Below are 19,582 nucleotides of genomic sequence, written 5' to 3' on the forward strand. Positions count from 1 at the left end.
GGTCTTGGGGGATCGGACGACTGTACCGGGTCAAAAATTTGTTATTGTGAAAGGGAATAGCATTTTTTTGTTGAATTAAAACAGCGTGTGCCATAATATAATGTATGCGATAATATAACCGGTAGGAGGTTTTTGGTCACATGCGCTTAGCGGCAGTGGTACTGGCAGCAGGTAAGGGAACCAGGATGAAGTCGGGCTTACCCAAGGTTCTGCACCGGGTTTGCGGGCGGCCCATGGTGGAGCATGTGCTGCTGGCGGTGCGAAAAATAGGTGTTCAGAAAACTGTTTTGGTGGTGGGCCATCAAGGCGATCTGGTAGCGGAGTTGGTTGGTGATAAGGCGGAAACGGCTTATCAGGCGGAACAATTAGGCACGGCTCACGCGCTGCTGCAGTGCCGCGACGCTCTAAAAAACTTTAACGGCGATATAATGGTGGTTTGTGGGGACACACCTCTGCTGCGACACCAAACCTTGTCCCAATTGCACACCGAGCACAGCCGCAGCGGATCGGCTGCTACCGTGCTGACAGCGGTTTTGAACGATCCCGCCGGGTATGGCCGGGTTATTCGCAACACTGCCGGCGGTATTATGAAAATAGTAGAGCAAAAGGATGCCGCTCCTGCTGAATTGGCGGTGTCGGAGATCAATACCGGTGTCTATTGCTTTAAAGCGGAGGGGTTGTTTGAAGCGCTGTCGGAGATTCGTTCGGATAATGCTCAGGGCGAATACTACCTCACCGATATAATTGAATACTATATCGCTCGGGGTGAGTCCGTGGGCGCTGTGATCGCCGGTGACGCTGCTGAAGTTATGGGCATTAATGACCGGTGCCAGCTGGCCGTGGCGGAAAAGGTGCTGCGCCGGCGTATTTTGGACAGGCTGATGATGTCGGGGGTTGCCGTTATGGACCCCGCGTCAACGTTTATAGATGATACTGTACATATTGGGGCGGATTCTATCATCTACCCGTTCACCTTCATAGAAGGAAAATCGAAAATTGGCGAGAATTGTACTATAGGACCATCATCCCGGTTGTTCAATGCAACATTGGGTTGTCGGGTTAACGTGCAGAACTCGGTGATTGTTGAGAGTCGGGTGGCGGATGGGTGTAATATCGGCCCCTTTGCTTATATTCGCCCCGGATGCGTACTGGAAAAGGACGCCAAGGTGGGTGACTTTGTGGAGCTTAAAAATTCCCGTTTGGGTGAAGGAAGTAAGGTGCCGCATCTTAGTTATGTTGGCGACGCCGAGGTGGGGCGAGGATCAAATATAGGCGCCGGTACTATTACCTGCAATTACGACGGTGAAAATAAATGGCGCACTAAAATTGGTGAACATGCTTTTATCGGCAGCAATACCAACCTGGTGGCCCCGGTGGTGGTTGGTGACGGGTCTATAACCGGAGCGGGTTCCACTATCACTAAGGACGTGCCGCCCGGCGCGTTGGGTGTAGCTCGGGATAAGCAAAGAAACATTGAAGGCTGGGCTAAGAGAAAAAAAATATCTGTAAAGATTGACTAATAATTTTTGGAGGTACGCGCACATGTCATCCCGACAACGGCTAAAAATATTTACCGGGAATGCCAACGCCGCTCTGGCAGAAGAGATCGCCCACTATCTTGGTGTTTCCGTGGGAGCTGCCAAGGTAACCCATTTTAGTGACGGGGAAATACAGGTCAAAATAAATGAAAGTGTGCGGGGGTCGGATGTTTTTATTATTCAGCCCACCTGCGAGCCGGTAAACGAGCATTTGATGGAGTTGCTTGTCATGGTGGATGCCGTGCGCCGGGCATCGGCCCGAAGAATTACTGCGGTAATCCCTTACTACGGGTATGCCCGACAGGATCGCAAGGCGCGGGGCCGCGATCCTATTACCGCCAAACTGGTAGCTAATTTGATCACGATCAGTGGTGCCCGCCGGGTTATTACCATGGATTTGCATGCCGGACAGATTCCGGGTTTTTTTGATATACCGGTGGATCATTTACCCGGTGTGCCGCTTTTGGCTCAGTACTTTATGCAGCAGAAGGTGGACAATGTGATAGTAGTGAGCCCCGATTTGGGCGGTGTGCAGCGGGCCAGGGATTTGGCCGAAAGAATCGGCGCTCCCATCGCCATTATCGATAAAAGACGTCCGGAACCCAATGTAGCTCAAATAATGAGTATTATCGGTGATATTCACGGTAAAAATGTGATTATGGTTGATGATATCATAGACACGGCCGGTACTATCACCCAGGGAGCCGCGGCCCTCAAAAAATGGGGAGCGGAGGACATTTATGTTTGCTGCACTCACCCCGTGCTCAGCGGTCCCGCGGTGAAGCGGCTGGTCGGCGCGCCTATACGGGAAGTGCTGGTTACCAATACCATCCCTCTGCCGGAAAGTAAAATGATAGATAAGATAAAAATACTGTCCGTGGCGCCGCTTTTGGGAGAAGCTATTATCCGTATTCATGAAGATTTATCGGTAAGTAAACTTTTTGACTGAAAAAAAGCCCCGCTAAGAGGGGGCCTTCTATCTGCTTTTTTTGTGTAAGTTTCGGGTGTTGTGGCTTGGTTTTTGCAAAATTATTCTTTATTGGCTCGATTATCTGGTGTGGTTGGTTCTTGAGGTTCATCTTTTGTCGCGGGCTTTGCCGGCTTATCCTTACTTGTAGGCTGGGTGACCGGTTTATCAAGCGGGGGGTCGTTCATTTCATTTTCTTTTTTGTTGCGTTTGATCTTGGTGATGGAACTATTTATGTTAGAGCCCAGTTCTCTGGTCTTCTGTAAAGTTGACTCCCAAATATGACTGGTGGAATCCTTTACGCCGCGTAATTTTTCCTGTAAACCCCCGTCCAGTTTAAACGCTTCATCTAAAGCCTGGTCCCGGCAGACTATCATATCCTTGCCAATGGTAAGGATATGATTAATATCTAAAAAGGCTTTGCCGCTATACAAGCCGTTTATAAAACTGCCGCTGAATTCCATACCGATCATTTCGCCCGAAGCTTGATTTACGTAATAATCGTCCGCTTCACCCAGCAATGTACCGCTTTCGGTTACGACACGGGCCCCGCTTATTTTTACTTTGTTTTTGGTCAGGCTGATAATTTCCGGCAGGTTGCCGCCTTTTTGTATCATGGCGCCTTGTCTGATCGTTACGGCGTCTTCGCCAACACTGTGTACATTGCTGTAAGGAATAAATTTTTGATCGTTAAACCAACCCTTTTGTTCTATAATCAGGGCGGCCACCCTTTTTAACCCGGGGTCAACTACCAGGCCTTTAATAATGCCGATCTGTTGACCTTCTTCCAAGCTTATTACCGGCATGGAAATAAATTGTTTACTCTTGCGCATTATTAACACACCCCCTGTGCGCCTAATTATTCTACTAAATGTTATGTAGATGGCGGGCATGATATAACTATTAAAAGGGAATATTATCCTTGAGGAGGTTTAAAAAATGGCGAATCTAAATTTACAGGTTAGTTACAGGCAGCAAAAGGGAAAGAGCTATCGTAAACAATTAGCCCGCCGGGAAATGATACCGGGTGTGGTCTACGGTAAGGCGGTGGGCAGTATTCCAATCGAGGTGGAGCTAAAACCGCTGAAAAAGATTTTATCGGCGGGCGCCAATTCGCTTATCGACTTATCTGTCAAAGGACCGGAGACGGAAGAAAGACACTGCAAAGTATTAATTAAAAGTATGCAGTATGGTGCTGTAAAGCATAATCTGCTCAGCGTGGACCTGCATCAAATTTCCCTGGAAAGCACTATTCAGACGGCCGTGCCGATTAATTTCAGCGGTGCGGTAAACGATGGCCTTGTGCAATACGCTCTGCGGGAAATACAGGTATCCTGTCTGCCTACTGATATTCCCCGGGAAGTTAATGTAAATATAGACGGCCTGACTATAGGTGATACCATTGCTGTCAGGGACGTTGCGATTCCGAATAACGTAGATTTGGTTGACGACCCTGGTACTACGGTGGTAACCGTAGTGGCGCAGCGTGCCGACGAAGCGCCTGCTGTTGAGGCGGCGCCGGGTGAAGATGAGCCCGGTGCTGCCGCTGATGGAACACCTGCTTAAAAGTTATGAACAAATTCCCCTTGTCGTGCATATTCTGGGATATGCATTGTATAAGGAGGCGATATTAATGGTTGACGCTGCTGGGGCCGGATATCCTCCCGGAGGGTATCCCGGCGGTGGTATGGGGGGATCGTGCGGTCCCGGATACGGAATGACTTTCTCTGACCGGCTACAGAGCTCGGTGGGTAAAAATGTTACCGTTTATGTGGGTGAAGGGTCCTCCCCGGTCACCGGGACGCTGCATGGTGTTGGTTCTAATTACGTTGAAGTGCGTCGGACGAACAATAATGCCGGAGAGACTATGTTAATACTTATGCAGGCCATAACAGCTATTTCCGTGCCAACGTAGATATTTTAAAATTCAGTGCTTGGCTACCCTCTTTCTTTGGGAAGAGGGTAAATTATTTTTAAGATTGAATAGGGGTTATAGTATAAAATAATAGCGTGGTATTAATGTCCGTGGAGATGCAACTTCCCCCCGAAGCTTAGAACTGCGAATGCATGACCTGGTTGGCATTGTACTGCCACTCACAGAAATAAAAGACTTACGCCAAGTTAATCGGGTTAAAAATATAGTCTCGGTAAATTAGAAAGCGGAGGTAATGTGTTTTGAAACTGGTAGTGGGATTAGGCAACCCGGGGCCTAAATATGCGTTAACAAGACATAATATCGGTTTTAGAGCGGTGGACCGGCTGGCGGGCTGGCTGGACGCGGCGGCAGATCGTTCTTTTTTACGCTCCCTGGTGGGACAAGGATTATATGCAGGCGAAAAAATTATATTGGTTAAGCCTCAGACATATATGAATCTAAGCGGGGAAGCGGTAGTTCCGTTGCTTAACTGGTATAAATTGCCTCCCGCCGATCTGACGGTTATTTACGATGATCTGGACCTGCCGCCCGGCCGGTTGCGCATTCGTGACCGGGGCGGCGCAGGCGGGCACCGGGGACTGGCTTCCATTATCGACTTATTGGGTACCGGTGATTTTGTCCGGGTGCGCATTGGCATTGGGCGTCCCCCCGTGCCCGGTCCGGAAGTGGCCGATTGGGTACTGGCCCGGCCCGGCTCCGGTGATGAGGAGAATATTGTCCGGGTGCTGGAAACCGTGCCTGAAGTGGTGGGGGAAATCATTAATGCCGGGGCTGTATCCGCTATGAATAAGTTTAACGGTAATAAGACAGTATAAGCGCACCGGCAGATGTCAATATTATTAGCAGGGGAATCTATTTGTTTGTACTGGCAGGTTTATTGTCCGCGCTGACAGCCCGCTTGATATTGGGCCTCGTTGGCAAGGCACGTAATGTACTGATAATTGTAATGATGGCGCCGGCGGTGGAGGAATCGGCTAAATCAGGGCTGGCGCTGCTTTTGGACACTAATGTGTTCTTAGCTCATGCGGTATTCGGCGGTGTGGAACTGGTTGCGGATTCCCTTGGCGGGCGCGGTATTTGGCCGGGCCTTGCCGCATTGGTACTGCATAGCCTGTTGGGTTTTGCCACCGTCTGGCTGTTAACATATGTCGGGGTGGCCATGGCGGTGGTGCTGGCGGCGCTGTTGCACGGGTTATGGAATTACACGGCGGTTCGGTTGCTGTGACCGGCTTTAACGTTATTATGGCAGGTGAAATGTAAATGAAAATTTACCACGTTTGTGAGTGCTGTGACCGGGTCTTTAAAATTACCGAGTCGGTTGGCCGGGAGCTCCGCGTTGACCTTGATAACTTGACTGGCGGTGAAACCGGGGATATAATGAAGGGAGAACCTGAAAATGGAAGTGGTGTGGCCGCAGGTTTGTGCAATGAGTGCCGCGAAGAAATATACGGCGGCGTTGACCACTTTTTTTATCCCGCTAGATTAAATTAAAAAGGATAAGGCCGGAGCTTTAGCCTGATGGCGCTAAAGCTTTTTTTGTGATGCCTTCTTACGGCTGGTGATCTGATAAAATGCAGGGTTTATTGAAATTGATTAAGGATACCACGGAATATGCGGGCCTGGTGAAGGGTTTAACTGTTCACCGGAGCCAGCAGCAGGTATTTGGACTGACCGGTGCCCAGCGCAATTTAATGATAGCGTCGTTGGCGAGCTCCGGATATCCGACCGTGCTGGTGGTCACGCCGGGAGAGGTGGAGGCCGGTCAGGTGGCGGATGACTTATTCGCGCTGCTGCCGCAAATGCGGGTGCTGCAATTCCGCGTTAATGAACAGTTGCCTTACCAGGTGCTGGCTCACGGTATGGAAGTGACGGCTGCCCGGCTGGGCGTGCTGGAAGGTTTGTGCCGTTCTGAGCCAATGGTTGTCGTGGCGCCGGTGGAGGCGCTGATGAGCCGTTTAAGCCCGCCGGATGTATTTGCCGGCGCCGGTTTGGAGTTGGTCGTGGGTAACCGGCAGGATACCGGTGAACTGGGACAGCGCCTGGTGGCTATGGGCTATGAAAGAGTTGATTTAGTGGAACGGGGCGGGCAGTTTAGCGTGCGCGGCGGAATTGTGGATATTTTCCCCATGACCTCCGCTATGCCCGCGCGATTGGAATTCTTTGATGATGAAGTCGATTCCATCCGCCTATTTGAGGTGGAGTCTCAGCGTTCCGATAAGAAAATCGACCGGCTGATTGTTTTCCCGGCCCGTGAAATGACAGCAAGCCGTGATCTATGGGCCATGGGACATTCCGCCGTTAGCGCGGAGTACCGGATTGGGCGGCGCAAGCTGGCTAAATCCGGCGATCAGGCGGCGCTGGGTTTTTTTGAGGAACACTTCGGGCATTTGCTGGATATGCTGAACAACGGTGTTTATTTTCCCGGTCTTGAACAATTTATACCGTATTTCTACCCCCGGCCGGTAAGTTTGCTGGATTATCTTCCGCAGGGAACACCTGTATTAATTGATGAGCCGCTAAAGATCAGGGAAGCGGTGCAAAGTATTCAACGGGAGCGGGCTGAGACATATGCCGATCTCCTTACCCGGGGTAAGGTGCTGCCGGGTCAAATCAAGTGTTACCTGGATTGGGATGAGCTGTACGAAGGTATTGCCGCCCGGCGGACGGTGTATTTTTCTTTTATGCCTCGCCAGGCGCCGTTTATCCACCCGCAAAAGATAATTAATTTCGCGGCTAAATCCATGCACAGCTTTCTGGGACACACCGATATCCTGGCTGATGAAATACGCCAGTGGCGTCGCAACGGCAACGCGGTGGTGCTCCTGGTAACGGGGCGGGATCGGGGCCAGCACCTGCTGGACGCGCTCAGGGACGAAAAACTGGATGTTTTTTACATGGCATCCCTGGACCGGGAGGTCAAACCCGGCCATGTGGTGATTAGCCACGGCCAGCTTACCGGAGGCTTTGAACTGGTCAACGCCCGGCTGGTGGTGATCACCGAGGGTGAGATATTCGGACAGCGCAAGCGCAGAAAACGAGAGCAGCCCCGTGAGGCAAGCAACCGGCTTGAACCTTTTACCGATCTCAAAGCGGGAGATTACGTGGTGCACGTGAATCACGGCATAGGCCGCTATCGGGGTATTGTGCCGCTGGATATAGGCGGTATTCGCAAAGAATACCTGTTGATTAAATACGCGGGCGAAGATAAACTGTATGTACCCACCGATCAGGTATCCTTGCTGCAAAAATATCTGGGTGCCGAAGCTGACAGCCCGCGCCTTTCCAAGCTGGGCGGTGCGGAATGGAACCGGGTGAAAAGCCGGGTCCGGGAAGCGGTACGGGATATGGCCCAGGAGCTGTTGGCCCTTTACGCCGCCCGGGAAACGGTGCGGGGATATGCCTTCGGGCCGGACACTGTGTGGCAGAAGGAATTTGAGGATGCCTTTCCTTATGAAGAAACACCGGATCAACTGCGGGCTATCGATGATGTAAAACATGATATGGAAAGCCCGCGCCCCATGGACCGGTTACTTTGCGGTGATGTTGGCTATGGAAAGACCGAGGTGGCTCTGCGGGCGGCCTTTAAAGCGGTAATGGAAAGCAAGCAGGTGGCCGTGCTGGTTCCAACCACCATACTGGCACAACAGCATTATAATACCTTCCGGGAGCGTTTTGCAGGTTATCCGGTAACGGTGGAGATGCTCAGCCGGTTTCGGACGCCCCGTGAACAACGTCCGATTATCCGGGGACTTAAGGAAGGCGGCATCGATATAATTATCGGTACTCACCGGCTGGTGCAGGAGGATGTAATCTTTAAAAACCTTGGCTTGCTGGTGGTGGATGAAGAACAGCGTTTCGGAGTGTCACACAAGGAAAAATTAAAAAAGCTGCGTACCAGCGTAGATGTTTTAACTCTTACCGCCACTCCTATACCTCGCACGCTGCATATGTCACTGGTGGGCGTGCGGGATACCAGCTTGCTGGAGACGCCGCCGGAAAACAGGTTTCCGGTGCAAACTTATGTGCTGGAAGAAGATCCGCTCTTGATCCGGGAGGCCATCCGGCGGGAATTGGGCCGGGACGGTCAGGTGTATTATGTGCACAACCGGGTGGCCGACCTGGACAACGTGGCTATGTGGATTAAGGGACTGGTGCCCGAAGCTCGCATTGTCACCGCTCACGGTCAGATGCGGGAAGAAGAGTTGGAACAAATTATGCTGGACTTTATAGACGGAGCTTATGATGTCCTGGCGTGCACTACCATCATAGAAAGCGGCTTGGATATTCCTAATGTTAATACGTTAATTATTAAAGAAGCCAACAACTTTGGATTAGCTCAGCTTTACCAGCTGCGCGGCCGGGTAGGTCGGGCCAACCGGCTGGCTTATGCTTACCTTACCTTTCGTAAGGATAGGGTATTGAACGAGGTGGCTGAAAAAAGATTGGCGGCGATCAGGGAATTCACTGAGTTTGGTTCGGGTTATAAAATCGCCATGCGCGATTTGGAAATCAGGGGAGCCGGTAATTTGCTGGGTGCGGAACAGCATGGTCATATTGCCGCGGTGGGCTTTGACTTGTATTGCCGCCTGTTGGAGGAGGCCGTGCGGGAGGCCCGGGGCCAAAAGGATGAACAACCGGTGGAAACCGTGGTGGAACTGCCCGTGGAGGCTTATATACCCAATGAATATATTTCCGATGCCAATCAGAAGGTGGAAATATACCGGCGCATTGCCTCTCTGCAGCGGGTAAGCACGATTGCCGATCTGGAAGAAGAGCTGGTTGATCGTTTTGGTGATTTGCCCCCGGCAGTACAAAACTTGCTGAGGATATCTAAAATCAGGGTCATGGCCGGACATCTAAAGGTAAGATCGGTCAACAGGCAGCAGGGTTTTTACCGGCTGATCTTTGCTTCGGGGCATGCTCTTACCGGGGAAAAGCTGGTGGCGGTAGGAGAGTTTTATCGCAATAAAGTAAAATTCAGCCATACCGACGGTGAATTTGAGATCCGTTATAAAATTCGTGAGGCCGGGCGCTTGCCCACCGAACAATTGGATGAATTTGAAAGATTTCTAGCCAGACTGGCTGATTAAATACACATAGAGGATATGACAATAGCTCCGTCTAAATAACCGGCGCAGGTCATTATGGCACAAATTGTGTGTATGGGTACGTTGGGCCGTGCTATTGTGGGGCACGTTTCTTTGCTATATAATTAAGTAAGTTGACGCCGCCCCCATTCGAGGCGGCCTACTATTAGGGGAGGAGATATATTTTGCGTAAAAACGGTATTATTTTTTTAAGTTTAATGCTTTTACTGGCAACCTTTGTGCTTGGTGGCTGCGGTGGCAGCGGCGATGTGGTGGCTACGGTGAACGGTGAAAGTATAACGTCCCGGGAGCTGGATCAGGAAGTAACCACTTACAAGAACAATCTGACCCAACAAGGTTACAACTTGGAAGGCGAACAGGCTAAAGAATTGGAAGAAATGCTGCGCCAGCAAGTTTTAAGTCAGCTGATTGACCGCCGTTTGGTAATGGCGGAGGCTGAACGTTTGGACATGATGCCCGCGGATAAGGAAGTACAGGCAGAAATTAAGAAAATTAAAGAACAGTTGGGCAGTGAAGGTGAATTTAAGAAATTTTTAGCGGCCAACGGGATTAACGAGCCCAAACTGGATGATTTTATGAAAGAGCAGTTGGCTGCAAACAAGCTGTACGAAAAAATAAGCGCTGAGGTTTCCGAACCGACCGAGGACGAGATAAAGGATTACTTTGCCGAGAACGGCGCCCAATATAGTGACCCGGAACAGCGTCAGGTCAGTCATATTTTAATCGGCGTGGGTGAATATTCGAATGGCAAAAACCGCACGGACGTGGATGCTAAAGTACTGGCGCTGCAGGTTGTGAACAAGGTGGCTTCGGGTGCCGACTTTGGCGAGTTGGCCAAGCAATACAGCGATGATACGGGCAGTAAAGACAACAGCGGCCAATACCCGCCTTTCAGCAAAGGCAGCGGTTTTGCGGAGGAATTTGAAAACGCCGCTTTTGACCTGCAGGAAAGTGGTCAGTATACTGCCGAGCCCGTCAAGACATCGTTCGGTTATCATATTATCCGGTTGGACAAAATAATTCCCGCTAAAACACATACGCTGAACGAGGTTAAAGATCAAATAGCCACCAGCTTGCACAGTGAGAAAGTTAACCGGAAAGTCGGCGAATATATACAGGATTTGCGTGATAAAGCTGATGTGGTAAACAAGTTGGCCAAGGAATCGGATACTAAGTCCAAGGAAGATCAATCGACAGGAAAATAGACATTCCCTGGTAAGACGAAAATAATTTTACTTTGTATTGGAAAAAAATGAATAATTGCCCCCCTCTGGTTATATACTAACATAGAAAGTTTTATCGTGATTATTTACTGCTAAAGGAGGGAAGGGCGGCCCATGAAGGCAACGGGTATAGTGCGTCGTATTGATGATCTCGGCAGGGTGGTTATCCCCAAAGAGATAAGACGGACTCTTAGAATCCGTGAAGGCGATCCGCTGGAGATTTTTGTTGATCGGGAAGGTGAAGTAATTTTAAAAAAATATTCGCCGATCGGTGAGCTGGGCGACTTTGCCAAAGAGTATGCGGATTCGCTGCACGAAGCGCTGGGACACATATCCTTAATTGCTGACCGGGATGCCGTTATAGCTGTTTCCGGTGCATCCAAAAAGGAGTTTTTGAATAAACCGATAAGCAATGCCATAGAAAAAGTTATGGAAGAACGTAAGGCGGTGGTCATTAATAATCCGGGAACCGATCAACAGGGTATGGATGGTATGATTATCGAGGACGGAGAATGCAAATATGCGGCGGAGGTTATTGCGCCTATTATTTCCGAGGGTGATCCTATCGGCGCGGTAATTCTTGCCTCCCGCGAACCGAATGTGAACATGGGAGAACTGGAATTAAAGCTGGCTGAAACCGCGGCGGGTTTTCTGGCCAAACAAATGGAACAATAACGGCCCCAAAACGGGGGCCGTTTTTTTTGTGTTCCGGGAGATGTTGTGAAAGGATTTTCGTAAATGCCCGTGTAATTGGTAAGAATAACAGTATGCTTATAATTATTCGGGGGGTTACAGATATTGACAGCCAAAGTAGTTGTGGTGGGGCTTGGCCCCGGTGGCAGGGACTCCTTGCCCGCGGTTAATCTGGAGGTACTGAAAGGGGCCCGGCGTCTTTTTTTGCGCACCGCCGTACATCCCGTGGTTGATTGGATTAAAGAGCAAGGTATTGTGTTTGATACCTTTGATAAGTATTACGAGCAGGCGGACAGCTTTGACGATGTTTACCGGCGGATTGTGGAGGATGTGCTGACCGCCGCCGGGCAGGGACCGGTGGTTTACGCCGTGCCCGGTCATCCGCTGGTAGCCGAGACGACGGTGGATATGATCATGCGCCAGGCCGGGCAGCGGGGTATAACTGCCGAAGTGTTGCCGGCCATGAGCTTTTTGGACGAGCTGTACGCGGTATTAAAAGTAGATCCGGTGCAAGGGATACAGATCATTGACGGACTGCAGCTGGATGGCCGTTTATTGAATCCGGCGCTGGGGATAGTAGTGGTACAGGTGTACAGCCGGCTGGCGGCAGCCGATGTTAAGCTTTCCTTGTTGGAGGCATACCCCGCGGAGCACCGGGTGGTTATTGTTCGGGCGGCCGGTGTGCCCGGTGAACAAAGGATAGAATATGTGCCGCTGTTTGAAATAGACAGGCTTGACTGGGTGGATCATCTCACCAGTTTATACGTACCTCCGTATAGCCATGCCGCTGCCAAAATGAAAGCGGATTTTCCATTGGACCCGCTGGTTGATATTATGGGCCGGCTGCGGGGAGAGGGCGGCTGCCCGTGGGACAGGGAACAGGATCACCATACTCTGACCCCGTATTTGCTGGAGGAAACTTATGAAGTTTTGGAAGCTATTCAACAGGAAAATATGTATAATATCTGTGAAGAATTGGGAGACTTATTACTACAGATAGTATTCCATGCTCAAATAGCACGGGAAAATGGTTTATTTGATATTAATGATGTGATACATGGTATTTGTCGAAAGATGATCCACCGTCACCCGCATGTCTTTGGTAATACGCAGGTTAATAATAGCGATGAGGTCCTGGTTAATTGGGAAATTATCAAGCAAAATGAAAAGGGGGGTGGTGCGGAAAAGAAGGTGTCTGCATTGGACGGGATACCCCGTGGCTTGCCGGCCCTGCCACGCTCATATAAAATACAGGCTAAGGCTGCCCGGGTCGGTTTTGACTGGCCCGACTATCGGGGGGCATTGGATAAAGTCGATGAGGAACTTGCTGAGTGGAAGGAAGCACTGGCGAGTGGACGGCGGGATAAGATTGAGCTGGAGACAGGAGATATGTTATTTGCTGTGGTTAATGCAGCCAGACTGACAGGTATTGATCCCGAGGTGGCTTTATCGGCCACAATTAATAAATTCACACATAGATTTAGATATATGGAAGAAGAAGCTGCCCTTGAAGGTTTGGATCTTGCCCGTATGACTCTGGCCGAAATGGATGAGCTGTGGGAAAAAGCAAAAAATAAAGAAAAATGAGGAAAAAAATGTTGTAAAATTTAACTGCAAAGAAGGAACTTAAAGATAAATAGCGAATACGAATAGCTTAGTGAGTAATTACGTTATCATCACGTTAAATTTCTTGAGGGGGGTTTTTATGAATAAGGCAGAATTGATTGCCAGTGTGGCAGAGAAGTCCGAACTGACCAAAAAAGATGCTGAAAAGGCTGTAGGTGCGGTACTGGCAAGTATTGAAGAGGCCTTAGCCGGTGGCGACAAGGTTCAACTGGTTGGTTTCGGTACTTTTGAAATCCGGGAGAGGGCTGCCCGCAAGGGACGCAATCCGCAAACAGGTGAGGAAATCAATATTGCCGCCGCCCGTGTTCCGGTATTTAAAGCCGGTAAGGCTTTGCGTGAAACTGTTACATCATAAAACACCAAAATGTGATTAGAACTGAGTTGTTTTAATGTGCGATTGGATAAGTTTCTAAAGGTTTCTCGAATAATCAAACGACGCACGTTGGCTAAAGAGGCTTGCGACCGGCAGCAGGTAAAAATTAATGGCCGTGCGGCTAAAGCGGGTACAGATGTACAGCCGGAGGATGTGGTGGATATTTCATTTGGACAGCGACGTTTAAAAATCAGGATAATTACCGTGCGGGAAGCTGTCCCCGCCAGACAAGCGGCCGATCTATATGTTGTTTTGGAAGATATGCGCTCAGAAGACGGCTAGTCACTGGTTTAGCAAAAGGTCCCAGGGGATCTTTCTGTTTTCGTGTTGACTTGATAGATACAAGGCTGATGAATAGCTTGGTTGAAATTATAAGCTGAATCCCAAATTGTGGTGATAACAAGTATTTTTTATATGTGTTTCTGTGGGCGGGCTGACTAAGGCCTGCCTTTTTACTTGTCTTGAGGCAGAGGAAAAATTACTATTAATGAGTATCAGGGTTTTATTCTTCTTATATCCCCCAACACCGGTAAATATGGCGTTTGCATGCATATGGTAACATTTACAATAAATAGCAATAAGGTTTGGGGTGTTAAAATGCTGTGGAAGGATCATGTGCGTTTAGAGTTGAAAAGTGTTTGGGGGGTAGTGCCATGGCATGGAGTCGCCTGGTGTAAGATAAGGCAATTTGGCTGGCTGCTCTGCCGGGACGGGAGTCTGCAGGCCATTTTTAACGGGCAACAGAAGCCGTTTCTGTCTATATTAGGCTGCGCGGGAACCGGTGAGCTGTCCTTTGCCGGGGGAGTGAGGCCGCAAGGTGCGGCAAGGCTGACGGGAGTGTTGCATTATTTCACCAGGGGGCCCAATGAATAAAATTAGCCCGCGCATATTTTAATATCATCCCACAAAAAATAATAAAAAATTTGGGGGGGATGGTATTGCGCATAATAAAAATAGCGCTGGTGGCCCTGATTTTAACCGGATTGGTGTGGGGTTGCGCCAGAGGACCGCAGCGAAAGCCGGTGGAGCCTGTTCCGGGCGCTCCTGACAGAGAACCCACCATTAGCTTGTATGTCAAGGAGCAAGGTATTAAAAAGAATATTAAGCTGGAAGAATATCTCGCTGGAGTGGTGGCAGCCGAGATGGAACCCAGTTGGCCTAAAAACGCTCTCTCCGCTCAGGCGATATTGGCCCGTACCTTCACCATGGAAAATATTCAGGCCGGGCGGGTAAAGAAACTGCATGGTACTGATGCATCTACCGATGTAGAGGAGTTTCAGGCTTACGATCCATCACGGATAAACGATAAAGTGCGCCAAGCCGTGGCCTCCACCAGGGGGCAGGTAATTACCTATCGCGGCGATTATGTAAAGGGATGGTTCTCGGCCTGTGATGGGGGCATTTCCGCCACGGCACAAGAGGGGCTGGCCTATACAAAGGAGCCCACACCATATATCAAGGCCGGAGCGCGGGATGGTTGCCCGGCGATTACTGTGCCGGAGAATCAGCATTGGCGTGTCGAATTGCCTTTGGAACAAGTGCGGGCAGCGGTGCAAAAAATTAGCGGAACAGACCCGGGCAGTATTAATGCCGTTGACATTGCGGAAAGGGGGCCTTCGGGAAGGGCGACTAAAATAAAGATTGGTTCCGCAACGGTGAGCGGCCCGGATTTGAGACTGGCTTTGGGCAGTGATAAAGTGCGGTCCATGTTAATTTCCAGTGCCCGGGTGCAGGACAACAACCTGGTGCTGGAGGGCAAGGGCTACGGGCACGGTGTAGGATTGTGCCAGTGGGGGGCGAAGAAATTAGCCTCGGAAGGGAAAAGCCCCCAGGAGATCATTAAATTTTACTATCGGGATGTCGACATTCAAAAACTTTGGGATTAGAAGAGTGATTCGTAACGGATCACTCTTTTTTTGCATAATTATGGATTGCAGGCATAGATATAAAACAAGGGTTTACCCGTGCCCACGGAGGTGAAAATAATATGGAGCCTAATACAGGTTTTAGTAACCGGATTGCTCTTACCGACCGCAAACATTTATTGGTGGACGGGGTGGAACATGTAGGTAATTTCAACGAAAAGGAGATTGGCCTGGTTACCAATATGGGTTTCCTTACTTTGCGGGGTGAAGGATTGCATATTACCCAGTTAAACTTGGAACGCGGCAATCTGGTGGTAGAGGGGCGAATCTGCGCTATGGATTTTATAGAGAATAAAAGCGCCGGGAGTTTCCGGGGCAAGGGGATGCTAAACAGGATTTTCAAGTAAAAGAACCCTGGTGTTCAGGCTATTATCTGGAGGTAATTATTTTGGCGGAGCCGGTAACCAGTCAGTTCATGGTTTTCTTATATACCTTGTTAACCGGGGCAATGGCCGGGTTTTTATATGATGTTTACGCTGGTATCGGTCATGTTTTTAAAATTAAAAAAATGGGTACATTGCTGGGTGATGTTTTGTACTGGCTTTGCGCAACCATTCTGGTATATGTCTTATTGCTGCGTTATAATCAGGGTGAAGTGCGTTTTTTTGTGCTTCTTGGTTTGTGTATGGGCGCGGTGTTTTATTTCCGGCTTAGCCGGCGCCGGATGAGGAAGCTTGTTGTTAATACCGTGGAATTTTTGATTTGGTTAATTAAGTGGTTGATGACCATATTATTTTTCCCCGTTCGCATTTTGTGCATTATTTTAATATTTCCCTTTAAAATACTAAAACTGGTATTGGGAAAAACAGGCCGCTTAGCCGTTATAATCTTGAAACGTCTGATGCCCGCGCCTGTAAAATCATTATGTCGCCGCTGGAGAAAATGGTATGCCGGTGTTATCGGCAAGCTAAAACGAAAAAAGTAAGGCTTATTAAAAAGGGGGTGCCGCAAAACTACTTTCTTGGAGTAGTAAGCGATACCCCCTTTCCTAAATTCAGCTAATTATTCCGATAATAATTTGGTATCTTTATAAAAAGCTGCGGCACTATGAACTATTTAGTCCGTTGTGCAACAGCCCCTTTAAATAGCTCTAATATCTTAAAGCGGTATTCAATCTTGGGTTTTAAGCCGGCTTTCGCTGTACTGTCGGCTAATTTTTCAATGCGCTGTTCTTGCGCGGCGGAAGCGGTTGACAGGGTTACGGGCGGGGCTGCCTGTTGTAAATCTACAAAGCACAGTGGCGGATATAGTACACACCACCAGTTGGCGCCATCCCCCGAGCCTATAATTACCCGCACCGCTTCGTAGTGTCCCGGCGGTAAAGTTAACGATGCCATCCGGTTTTCTTCCTGGATGGTATATTTTTTGGCCGGGAAATAATAATCTCCCCGTACTACCTGCACCGGGTAGTCAAAGCCTCGAAGCCGTATCTCTTCCTCGGCAATACTGCGGATAGTTTCTAAATTGGCATCGGCAACCTGCCTGGCTGTCTCAATGCCGGTCGCCTGGCTGAAAACCGGCGCCATTTCACTGACGACACGATCTTTTACCCGGTATTTAAGCGTTTGGTCATAGAAGGTATTACTGTTGGCAATGATGTGCAGTCTGATTAAGCCCGTTGGTTTAGCGCGTTGCTGTTCATAAACATAAAACACTCCGGTGCTTGCTATAAGTAAAAGGATTAAAAAGATGCCGGCTTTTTTGTGCATGTAATCACCTGCTTTTTATTAGTTGATTAGTATTATTGTTTCCATATTTTTATAAAATAAAACGCTTATTAATTAAGAAAAAAATGTTAACAATATAGATAGATAAAGGAGGAGGTCTGAACAAATGATTGGGACTACAACATTAGTGGATTATTTGGTTAAAGCAGGTGACCGGTTGCCTGAAGAGGCTGACCGGGTTCTGGAGGCGCTGGTTAGCGAAGGGAATATGAACAAAGAGGATCTGTCGCTGCTTTCCCGTGTTAAAAGGGCTGTACTTGATCATGTGATTATGCAATTATATGCTCTGGGGTTGGTGGATGTCTCCACGGAGGGTAAAAGTAAAATATGCAGCCTTACCAAATTGGGTGAAGAATATGTCAGCTTGCTGGCAGAGAAAAAAGCCGGTTAAAACAAACCGGCTTTTTTTTACGCAATCAATTCATTGATAGGTGCCGGGTGTAATTGTTGAAAGTTGAAAATCAACTTTCAACAATTACACCCGGCACCACAGTTGTCTTTTTTTTTGAAAAATACTGTTAAGCAAGCAGGGAATGGCAGTCGGGCATAGAATATTTGTAATGTTGATAAGGGGGGGGTGGAAACCGTGGCTGTTAGCGATGTTTCCCGGGGGGAGTCCAAGCAGTACGTCAAACGTCGCAGGAATTTCAATTTCTCCCGCAGCAAACTGCCGATGATTATCATTACCTTGTTAATGTTGTATATTTGTTTTTCCTTGGGTTCCAGGTTCGATCAATTATACGCCATGCAGCGAAACCTTGACGATATGCAGGCGGAGATTAAAGATTTAAGGGAAAAAAACGTCGGATTATATGAACAAGTAAAGATGCTGCAGTCAAATGACTATATTGAACAGGTAGCCAGGGAAAAGTTGGGCCTTGTTAAGGAAGGTGAGGCCAGAATAGTGCCTGCTCCGTCCGGTGCGGGAGAGGCTCAAGAAACACCACCGGTTTCCGAGATAAAGGATTAATTAACGCTTGACATGCTATGAGGCTTTGATATAATTAATAAAGCCATTCGGTAATGGGAGGATATATTTGCGGTTATGCCAGTGCAAGCAGGAAGAATTGTCGAAGGGAAAGTAACTGGGATTACAAATTTTGGTGCCTTTATTGAATTGCCGGATGGAGAGGTCGGTTTGGTACATATTTCTGAAATAGCCGAGGAATATGTCAAGGACATTAATGATTTTCTGAAAGTAAATGATCCGGTTAAGGTTAAGGTTATTTCCGTAGATCCCAAGGGCAAGATCGGCTTATCTATCAAACAAACGGTGGAGACGGTTAAGCGCAGGCCGGCACCTCGTAAAAAGTTTGAGGTTTCATTTGAAGAAAAACTGAACCGCTTTTTGAAGGATAGTGAAGAAAGGCAGCAGGGTTTGCGACGAAATGCTGATGCCAAACGCGGTGGTCGCGGTAATCGGAGGTCATAAAAAGCATTTCCTAACGGAGGTGTTTTTTTTATCTCATTTACCGGCAAGGCGTAGCCGGCAGACTTGCTTTAATAAGGCAGGTGCTTAACTTATGAAGATTGCGGCCGTTGATATAGGCACAAACTCCACCAGATTAATGGTGGCCGAACTATCCCCGGAGGGTAAGGTGCGTCCTGTGTTAACGGATTTGAAGACCACCCGCCTTGGGCAGGGTATCCGGCAAGGGCGGCTGATGCAGGCCGCGATGAATAGGACGCTGGACGTAATTGCAGCGTTTGTAGACCGGGCTGAACGGGCCGGTGCGAGCAATATTGTGCTGGCTGCCACCAGCGCGGTGCGGGACGCCGGCAACCGGGAAGACTTTGCGGCTGCGGTGCGTTCCGTTACCGGACGGGAATTGTGGGTGCTTTCCGGTCCCATGGAGGCCCGATTGAGCTATCTGGGCGTGACAGAGGCGCTGGGTGATGTCCGGGATGCGCTGGTTATTGACATCGGAGGCGGCAGTACGGAATTTATCTGGCGCTGTGCCGGACAGACCAGGTTTGTCAGTATAAACGCGGGGGCTGTCCGGATGACCGAAGGCGGTTACGGCAGCGGGCAGATCCAACGCGCTATCGGTGATACGTTATCAATTATCCGATTGGATAAGCCGGGCGAGGTAATCGGGGTGGGAGGAACGGTAACTAGTTTGGCTGCTATGGCTCAGAAGATGCGCCGGTACGACCCGGAAAAAATCCACGGCTTTCGCTTGGCTGCAGCCAATGTCGATGATTTGTACCGCTTGTTGAGCGGCTTAACCGTTGAAGAAAGAAAACAATTGCCGGGCTTGCAGCCCCGGCGGGCCGATATCATACCGGCCGGTGCCCGCATATTAAGCGCTGTTTTGCATGGCTTGGGCCGGGAAAGTGTATTGGTAAGTGAAGCGGATCTGCTCCAAGGTTTAATACTGGAGAATGATAGTGTAACGCGAAGAATGTCACAATAAAATTGGGACAAAATACCAACCAAGTGCTTCAGTGTCCACCCATTTGTAA

At 49.1% G+C, this 19,582-nt stretch carries 23 protein-coding genes; 21 read left to right on the forward strand and 2 right to left on the reverse strand.

Annotated elements, in window-relative coordinates:
- Window positions 1-140: 140 nt before the first annotated feature.
- Both glmU and ABDB91_RS00660 read left to right on the forward strand, forming a co-directional pair.
- The gene (glmU, locus tag ABDB91_RS00655) at window positions 141-1,520 is read left to right on the forward strand and encodes a bifunctional UDP-N-acetylglucosamine diphosphorylase/glucosamine-1-phosphate N-acetyltransferase GlmU (protein ID WP_347489665.1); all 1,380 of its coding nucleotides are present in this window, start codon (window positions 141-143) and stop codon (window positions 1,518-1,520) included.
- A 22-nt stretch (window positions 1,521-1,542) separates the two neighbouring features.
- Window positions 1,543-2,487, forward strand: coding sequence for a ribose-phosphate pyrophosphokinase (locus tag ABDB91_RS00660; protein WP_347489667.1), 945 nt, complete (start codon window positions 1,543-1,545; stop codon window positions 2,485-2,487).
- 80 nt (window positions 2,488-2,567) lie between these two features.
- Here the strand turns inward: ABDB91_RS00660 and ABDB91_RS00665 are convergent, their stop codons facing one another.
- Window positions 2,568-3,338, reverse strand: a complete 771-nt coding sequence (locus ABDB91_RS00665) for a PRC-barrel domain-containing protein (RefSeq protein WP_347489669.1) — start codon at window positions 3,336-3,338, stop codon at window positions 2,568-2,570.
- Window positions 3,339-3,444: 106 nt separating this feature from the next.
- Here ABDB91_RS00665 and ABDB91_RS00670 point away from each other — a divergent pair, with 106 nt between their 5' ends.
- The 15 genes from ABDB91_RS00670 to yabQ all read left to right on the forward strand — a co-directional run bounded on the left by ABDB91_RS00670 (window position 3,445) and on the right by yabQ (window position 16,314).
- Entirely contained in the window at window positions 3,445-4,071 is a 627-nt protein-coding gene (locus tag ABDB91_RS00670; protein WP_347489671.1) for a 50S ribosomal protein L25, read from the forward strand.
- A complete protein-coding gene (locus tag ABDB91_RS00675; protein ID WP_347489673.1) occupies window positions 4,028-4,420 on the forward strand; it encodes a hypothetical protein in 393 nt (130 codons plus the stop codon). Before ABDB91_RS00670 ends, ABDB91_RS00675 begins: the two co-directional genes overlap by 44 nt.
- 260 nt (window positions 4,421-4,680) lie before the next feature.
- Window positions 4,681-5,256, forward strand: a complete 576-nt coding sequence (gene pth, locus ABDB91_RS00680) for an aminoacyl-tRNA hydrolase (RefSeq protein ID WP_347489675.1) — start codon at window positions 4,681-4,683, stop codon at window positions 5,254-5,256.
- A 41-nt stretch (window positions 5,257-5,297) separates the two neighbouring features.
- Entirely contained in the window at window positions 5,298-5,666 is a 369-nt protein-coding gene (locus ABDB91_RS00685) for a hypothetical protein (protein ID WP_347489677.1), read from the forward strand.
- A gap of 35 nt (window positions 5,667-5,701) precedes the next feature.
- Complete coding sequence (locus ABDB91_RS00690; RefSeq protein WP_347489679.1) at window positions 5,702-5,932, forward strand: hypothetical protein; 231 nt, start codon at window positions 5,702-5,704, stop codon at window positions 5,930-5,932.
- A gap of 80 nt (window positions 5,933-6,012) precedes the next feature.
- The gene (gene mfd / locus ABDB91_RS00695) at window positions 6,013-9,531 is read left to right on the forward strand and encodes a transcription-repair coupling factor (RefSeq protein WP_347489681.1); all 3,519 of its coding nucleotides are present in this window, start codon (window positions 6,013-6,015) and stop codon (window positions 9,529-9,531) included.
- Window positions 9,532-9,713: 182 nt separating this feature from the next.
- Window positions 9,714-10,754, forward strand: a complete 1,041-nt coding sequence (locus ABDB91_RS00700; RefSeq protein ID WP_347489683.1) for a SurA N-terminal domain-containing protein — start codon at window positions 9,714-9,716, stop codon at window positions 10,752-10,754.
- A gap of 132 nt (window positions 10,755-10,886) precedes the next feature.
- Window positions 10,887-11,447 (forward strand): stage V sporulation protein T, encoded by a 561-nt coding sequence (spoVT, locus tag ABDB91_RS00705; RefSeq protein ID WP_347489684.1) that lies wholly within the window; start codon window positions 10,887-10,889, stop codon window positions 11,445-11,447.
- A gap of 123 nt (window positions 11,448-11,570) precedes the next feature.
- Window positions 11,571-13,052, forward strand: coding sequence for a nucleoside triphosphate pyrophosphohydrolase (gene mazG, locus ABDB91_RS00710; RefSeq protein WP_347489686.1), 1,482 nt, complete (start codon window positions 11,571-11,573; stop codon window positions 13,050-13,052).
- Window positions 13,053-13,170: 118 nt separating this feature from the next.
- Complete coding sequence (locus ABDB91_RS00715) at window positions 13,171-13,446, forward strand: HU family DNA-binding protein (protein WP_347489687.1); 276 nt, start codon at window positions 13,171-13,173, stop codon at window positions 13,444-13,446.
- Window positions 13,447-13,482: 36 nt separating this feature from the next.
- Entirely contained in the window at window positions 13,483-13,746 is a 264-nt protein-coding gene (locus ABDB91_RS00720) for an RNA-binding S4 domain-containing protein (protein WP_347489689.1), read from the forward strand.
- Between the two features lie 315 nt (window positions 13,747-14,061).
- Window positions 14,062-14,337, forward strand: coding sequence for a hypothetical protein (locus tag ABDB91_RS00725; RefSeq protein WP_347489691.1), 276 nt, complete (start codon window positions 14,062-14,064; stop codon window positions 14,335-14,337).
- Window positions 14,338-14,402: 65 nt separating this feature from the next.
- Window positions 14,403-15,350, forward strand: a complete 948-nt coding sequence (locus ABDB91_RS00730; RefSeq protein ID WP_347489693.1) for a SpoIID/LytB domain-containing protein — start codon at window positions 14,403-14,405, stop codon at window positions 15,348-15,350.
- A gap of 101 nt (window positions 15,351-15,451) precedes the next feature.
- Window positions 15,452-15,736 (forward strand): sporulation protein YabP, encoded by a 285-nt coding sequence (gene yabP / locus ABDB91_RS00735; RefSeq protein ID WP_347489695.1) that lies wholly within the window; start codon window positions 15,452-15,454, stop codon window positions 15,734-15,736.
- A 41-nt stretch (window positions 15,737-15,777) separates the two neighbouring features.
- Window positions 15,778-16,314 carry a spore cortex biosynthesis protein YabQ gene (gene yabQ, locus ABDB91_RS00740; RefSeq protein ID WP_347489697.1) on the forward strand — a complete coding sequence of 179 codons (537 nt, stop codon included), beginning with the start codon at window positions 15,778-15,780 and terminating at the stop codon, window positions 16,312-16,314.
- Between the two features lie 127 nt (window positions 16,315-16,441).
- Here yabQ and ABDB91_RS00745 read toward each other — a convergent pair whose 3' ends face one another.
- Complete coding sequence (locus ABDB91_RS00745) at window positions 16,442-17,098, reverse strand: stage II sporulation protein R (protein ID WP_347489699.1); 657 nt, start codon at window positions 17,096-17,098, stop codon at window positions 16,442-16,444.
- A 124-nt stretch (window positions 17,099-17,222) separates the two neighbouring features.
- Between ABDB91_RS00745 and ABDB91_RS00750 the strand changes: the two genes are divergently transcribed.
- The 4 genes from ABDB91_RS00750 (at window position 17,223) to ABDB91_RS00765 (ending at window position 19,533) form a co-directional block, all read left to right on the forward strand.
- On the forward strand, window positions 17,223-17,507 hold the full coding sequence (locus ABDB91_RS00750) for a transcriptional regulator (RefSeq protein ID WP_347489700.1): 285 nt from the start codon (window positions 17,223-17,225) through the stop codon (window positions 17,505-17,507).
- A gap of 195 nt (window positions 17,508-17,702) precedes the next feature.
- Window positions 17,703-18,086 carry a septum formation initiator family protein gene (locus ABDB91_RS00755; RefSeq protein ID WP_347489701.1) on the forward strand — a complete coding sequence of 128 codons (384 nt, stop codon included), beginning with the start codon at window positions 17,703-17,705 and terminating at the stop codon, window positions 18,084-18,086.
- A 75-nt stretch (window positions 18,087-18,161) separates the two neighbouring features.
- A complete protein-coding gene (locus ABDB91_RS00760; protein ID WP_347489703.1) occupies window positions 18,162-18,548 on the forward strand; it encodes a S1 RNA-binding domain-containing protein in 387 nt (128 codons plus the stop codon).
- 91 nt (window positions 18,549-18,639) lie between these two features.
- Window positions 18,640-19,533: a Ppx/GppA family phosphatase gene (locus tag ABDB91_RS00765; protein ID WP_347489704.1), complete on the forward strand. Its 894-nt coding sequence runs from the start codon at window positions 18,640-18,642 to the stop codon at window positions 19,531-19,533.
- Window positions 19,534-19,582: the final 49 nt, after the last annotated feature.

Source organism: Desulfoscipio sp. XC116, from assembly GCF_039851975.1.
In the GTDB taxonomy this organism is placed as follows: Bacteria; Bacillota; Desulfotomaculia; order Desulfotomaculales; family Desulfallaceae; genus Sporotomaculum.

What these genes read in the sequence shown, in the direction of transcription:
- glmU (WP_347489665.1), top strand. Translation starts at nt 141, where the DNA reads ATGCGCTTAGCGGCAGTGGTACTGGCAGCAGGTAAGGGAACCAGGATG.
- ABDB91_RS00660 (WP_347489667.1), top strand. Translation starts at nt 1,543, where the DNA reads ATGTCATCCCGACAACGGCTAAAAATATTTACCGGGAATGCCAACGCC.
- ABDB91_RS00665 (WP_347489669.1), bottom strand. Translation starts at nt 3,338, where the DNA reads ATGCGCAAGAGTAAACAATTTATTTCCATGCCGGTAATAAGCTTGGAA.
- ABDB91_RS00670 (WP_347489671.1), top strand. Translation starts at nt 3,445, where the DNA reads ATGGCGAATCTAAATTTACAGGTTAGTTACAGGCAGCAAAAGGGAAAG.
- ABDB91_RS00690 (WP_347489679.1), top strand. Translation starts at nt 5,702, where the DNA reads ATGAAAATTTACCACGTTTGTGAGTGCTGTGACCGGGTCTTTAAAATT.
- mfd (WP_347489681.1), top strand. Translation starts at nt 6,013, where the DNA reads ATGCAGGGTTTATTGAAATTGATTAAGGATACCACGGAATATGCGGGC.
- spoVT (WP_347489684.1), top strand. Translation starts at nt 10,887, where the DNA reads ATGAAGGCAACGGGTATAGTGCGTCGTATTGATGATCTCGGCAGGGTG.
- ABDB91_RS00715 (WP_347489687.1), top strand. Translation starts at nt 13,171, where the DNA reads ATGAATAAGGCAGAATTGATTGCCAGTGTGGCAGAGAAGTCCGAACTG.
- ABDB91_RS00725 (WP_347489691.1), top strand. Translation starts at nt 14,062, where the DNA reads ATGCTGTGGAAGGATCATGTGCGTTTAGAGTTGAAAAGTGTTTGGGGG.
- yabP (WP_347489695.1), top strand. Translation starts at nt 15,452, where the DNA reads ATGGAGCCTAATACAGGTTTTAGTAACCGGATTGCTCTTACCGACCGC.
- ABDB91_RS00745 (WP_347489699.1), bottom strand. Translation starts at nt 17,098, where the DNA reads ATGCACAAAAAAGCCGGCATCTTTTTAATCCTTTTACTTATAGCAAGC.
- ABDB91_RS00750 (WP_347489700.1), top strand. Translation starts at nt 17,223, where the DNA reads ATGATTGGGACTACAACATTAGTGGATTATTTGGTTAAAGCAGGTGAC.
- ABDB91_RS00760 (WP_347489703.1), top strand. Translation starts at nt 18,162, where the DNA reads ATGCCAGTGCAAGCAGGAAGAATTGTCGAAGGGAAAGTAACTGGGATT.
- ABDB91_RS00765 (WP_347489704.1), top strand. Translation starts at nt 18,640, where the DNA reads ATGAAGATTGCGGCCGTTGATATAGGCACAAACTCCACCAGATTAATG.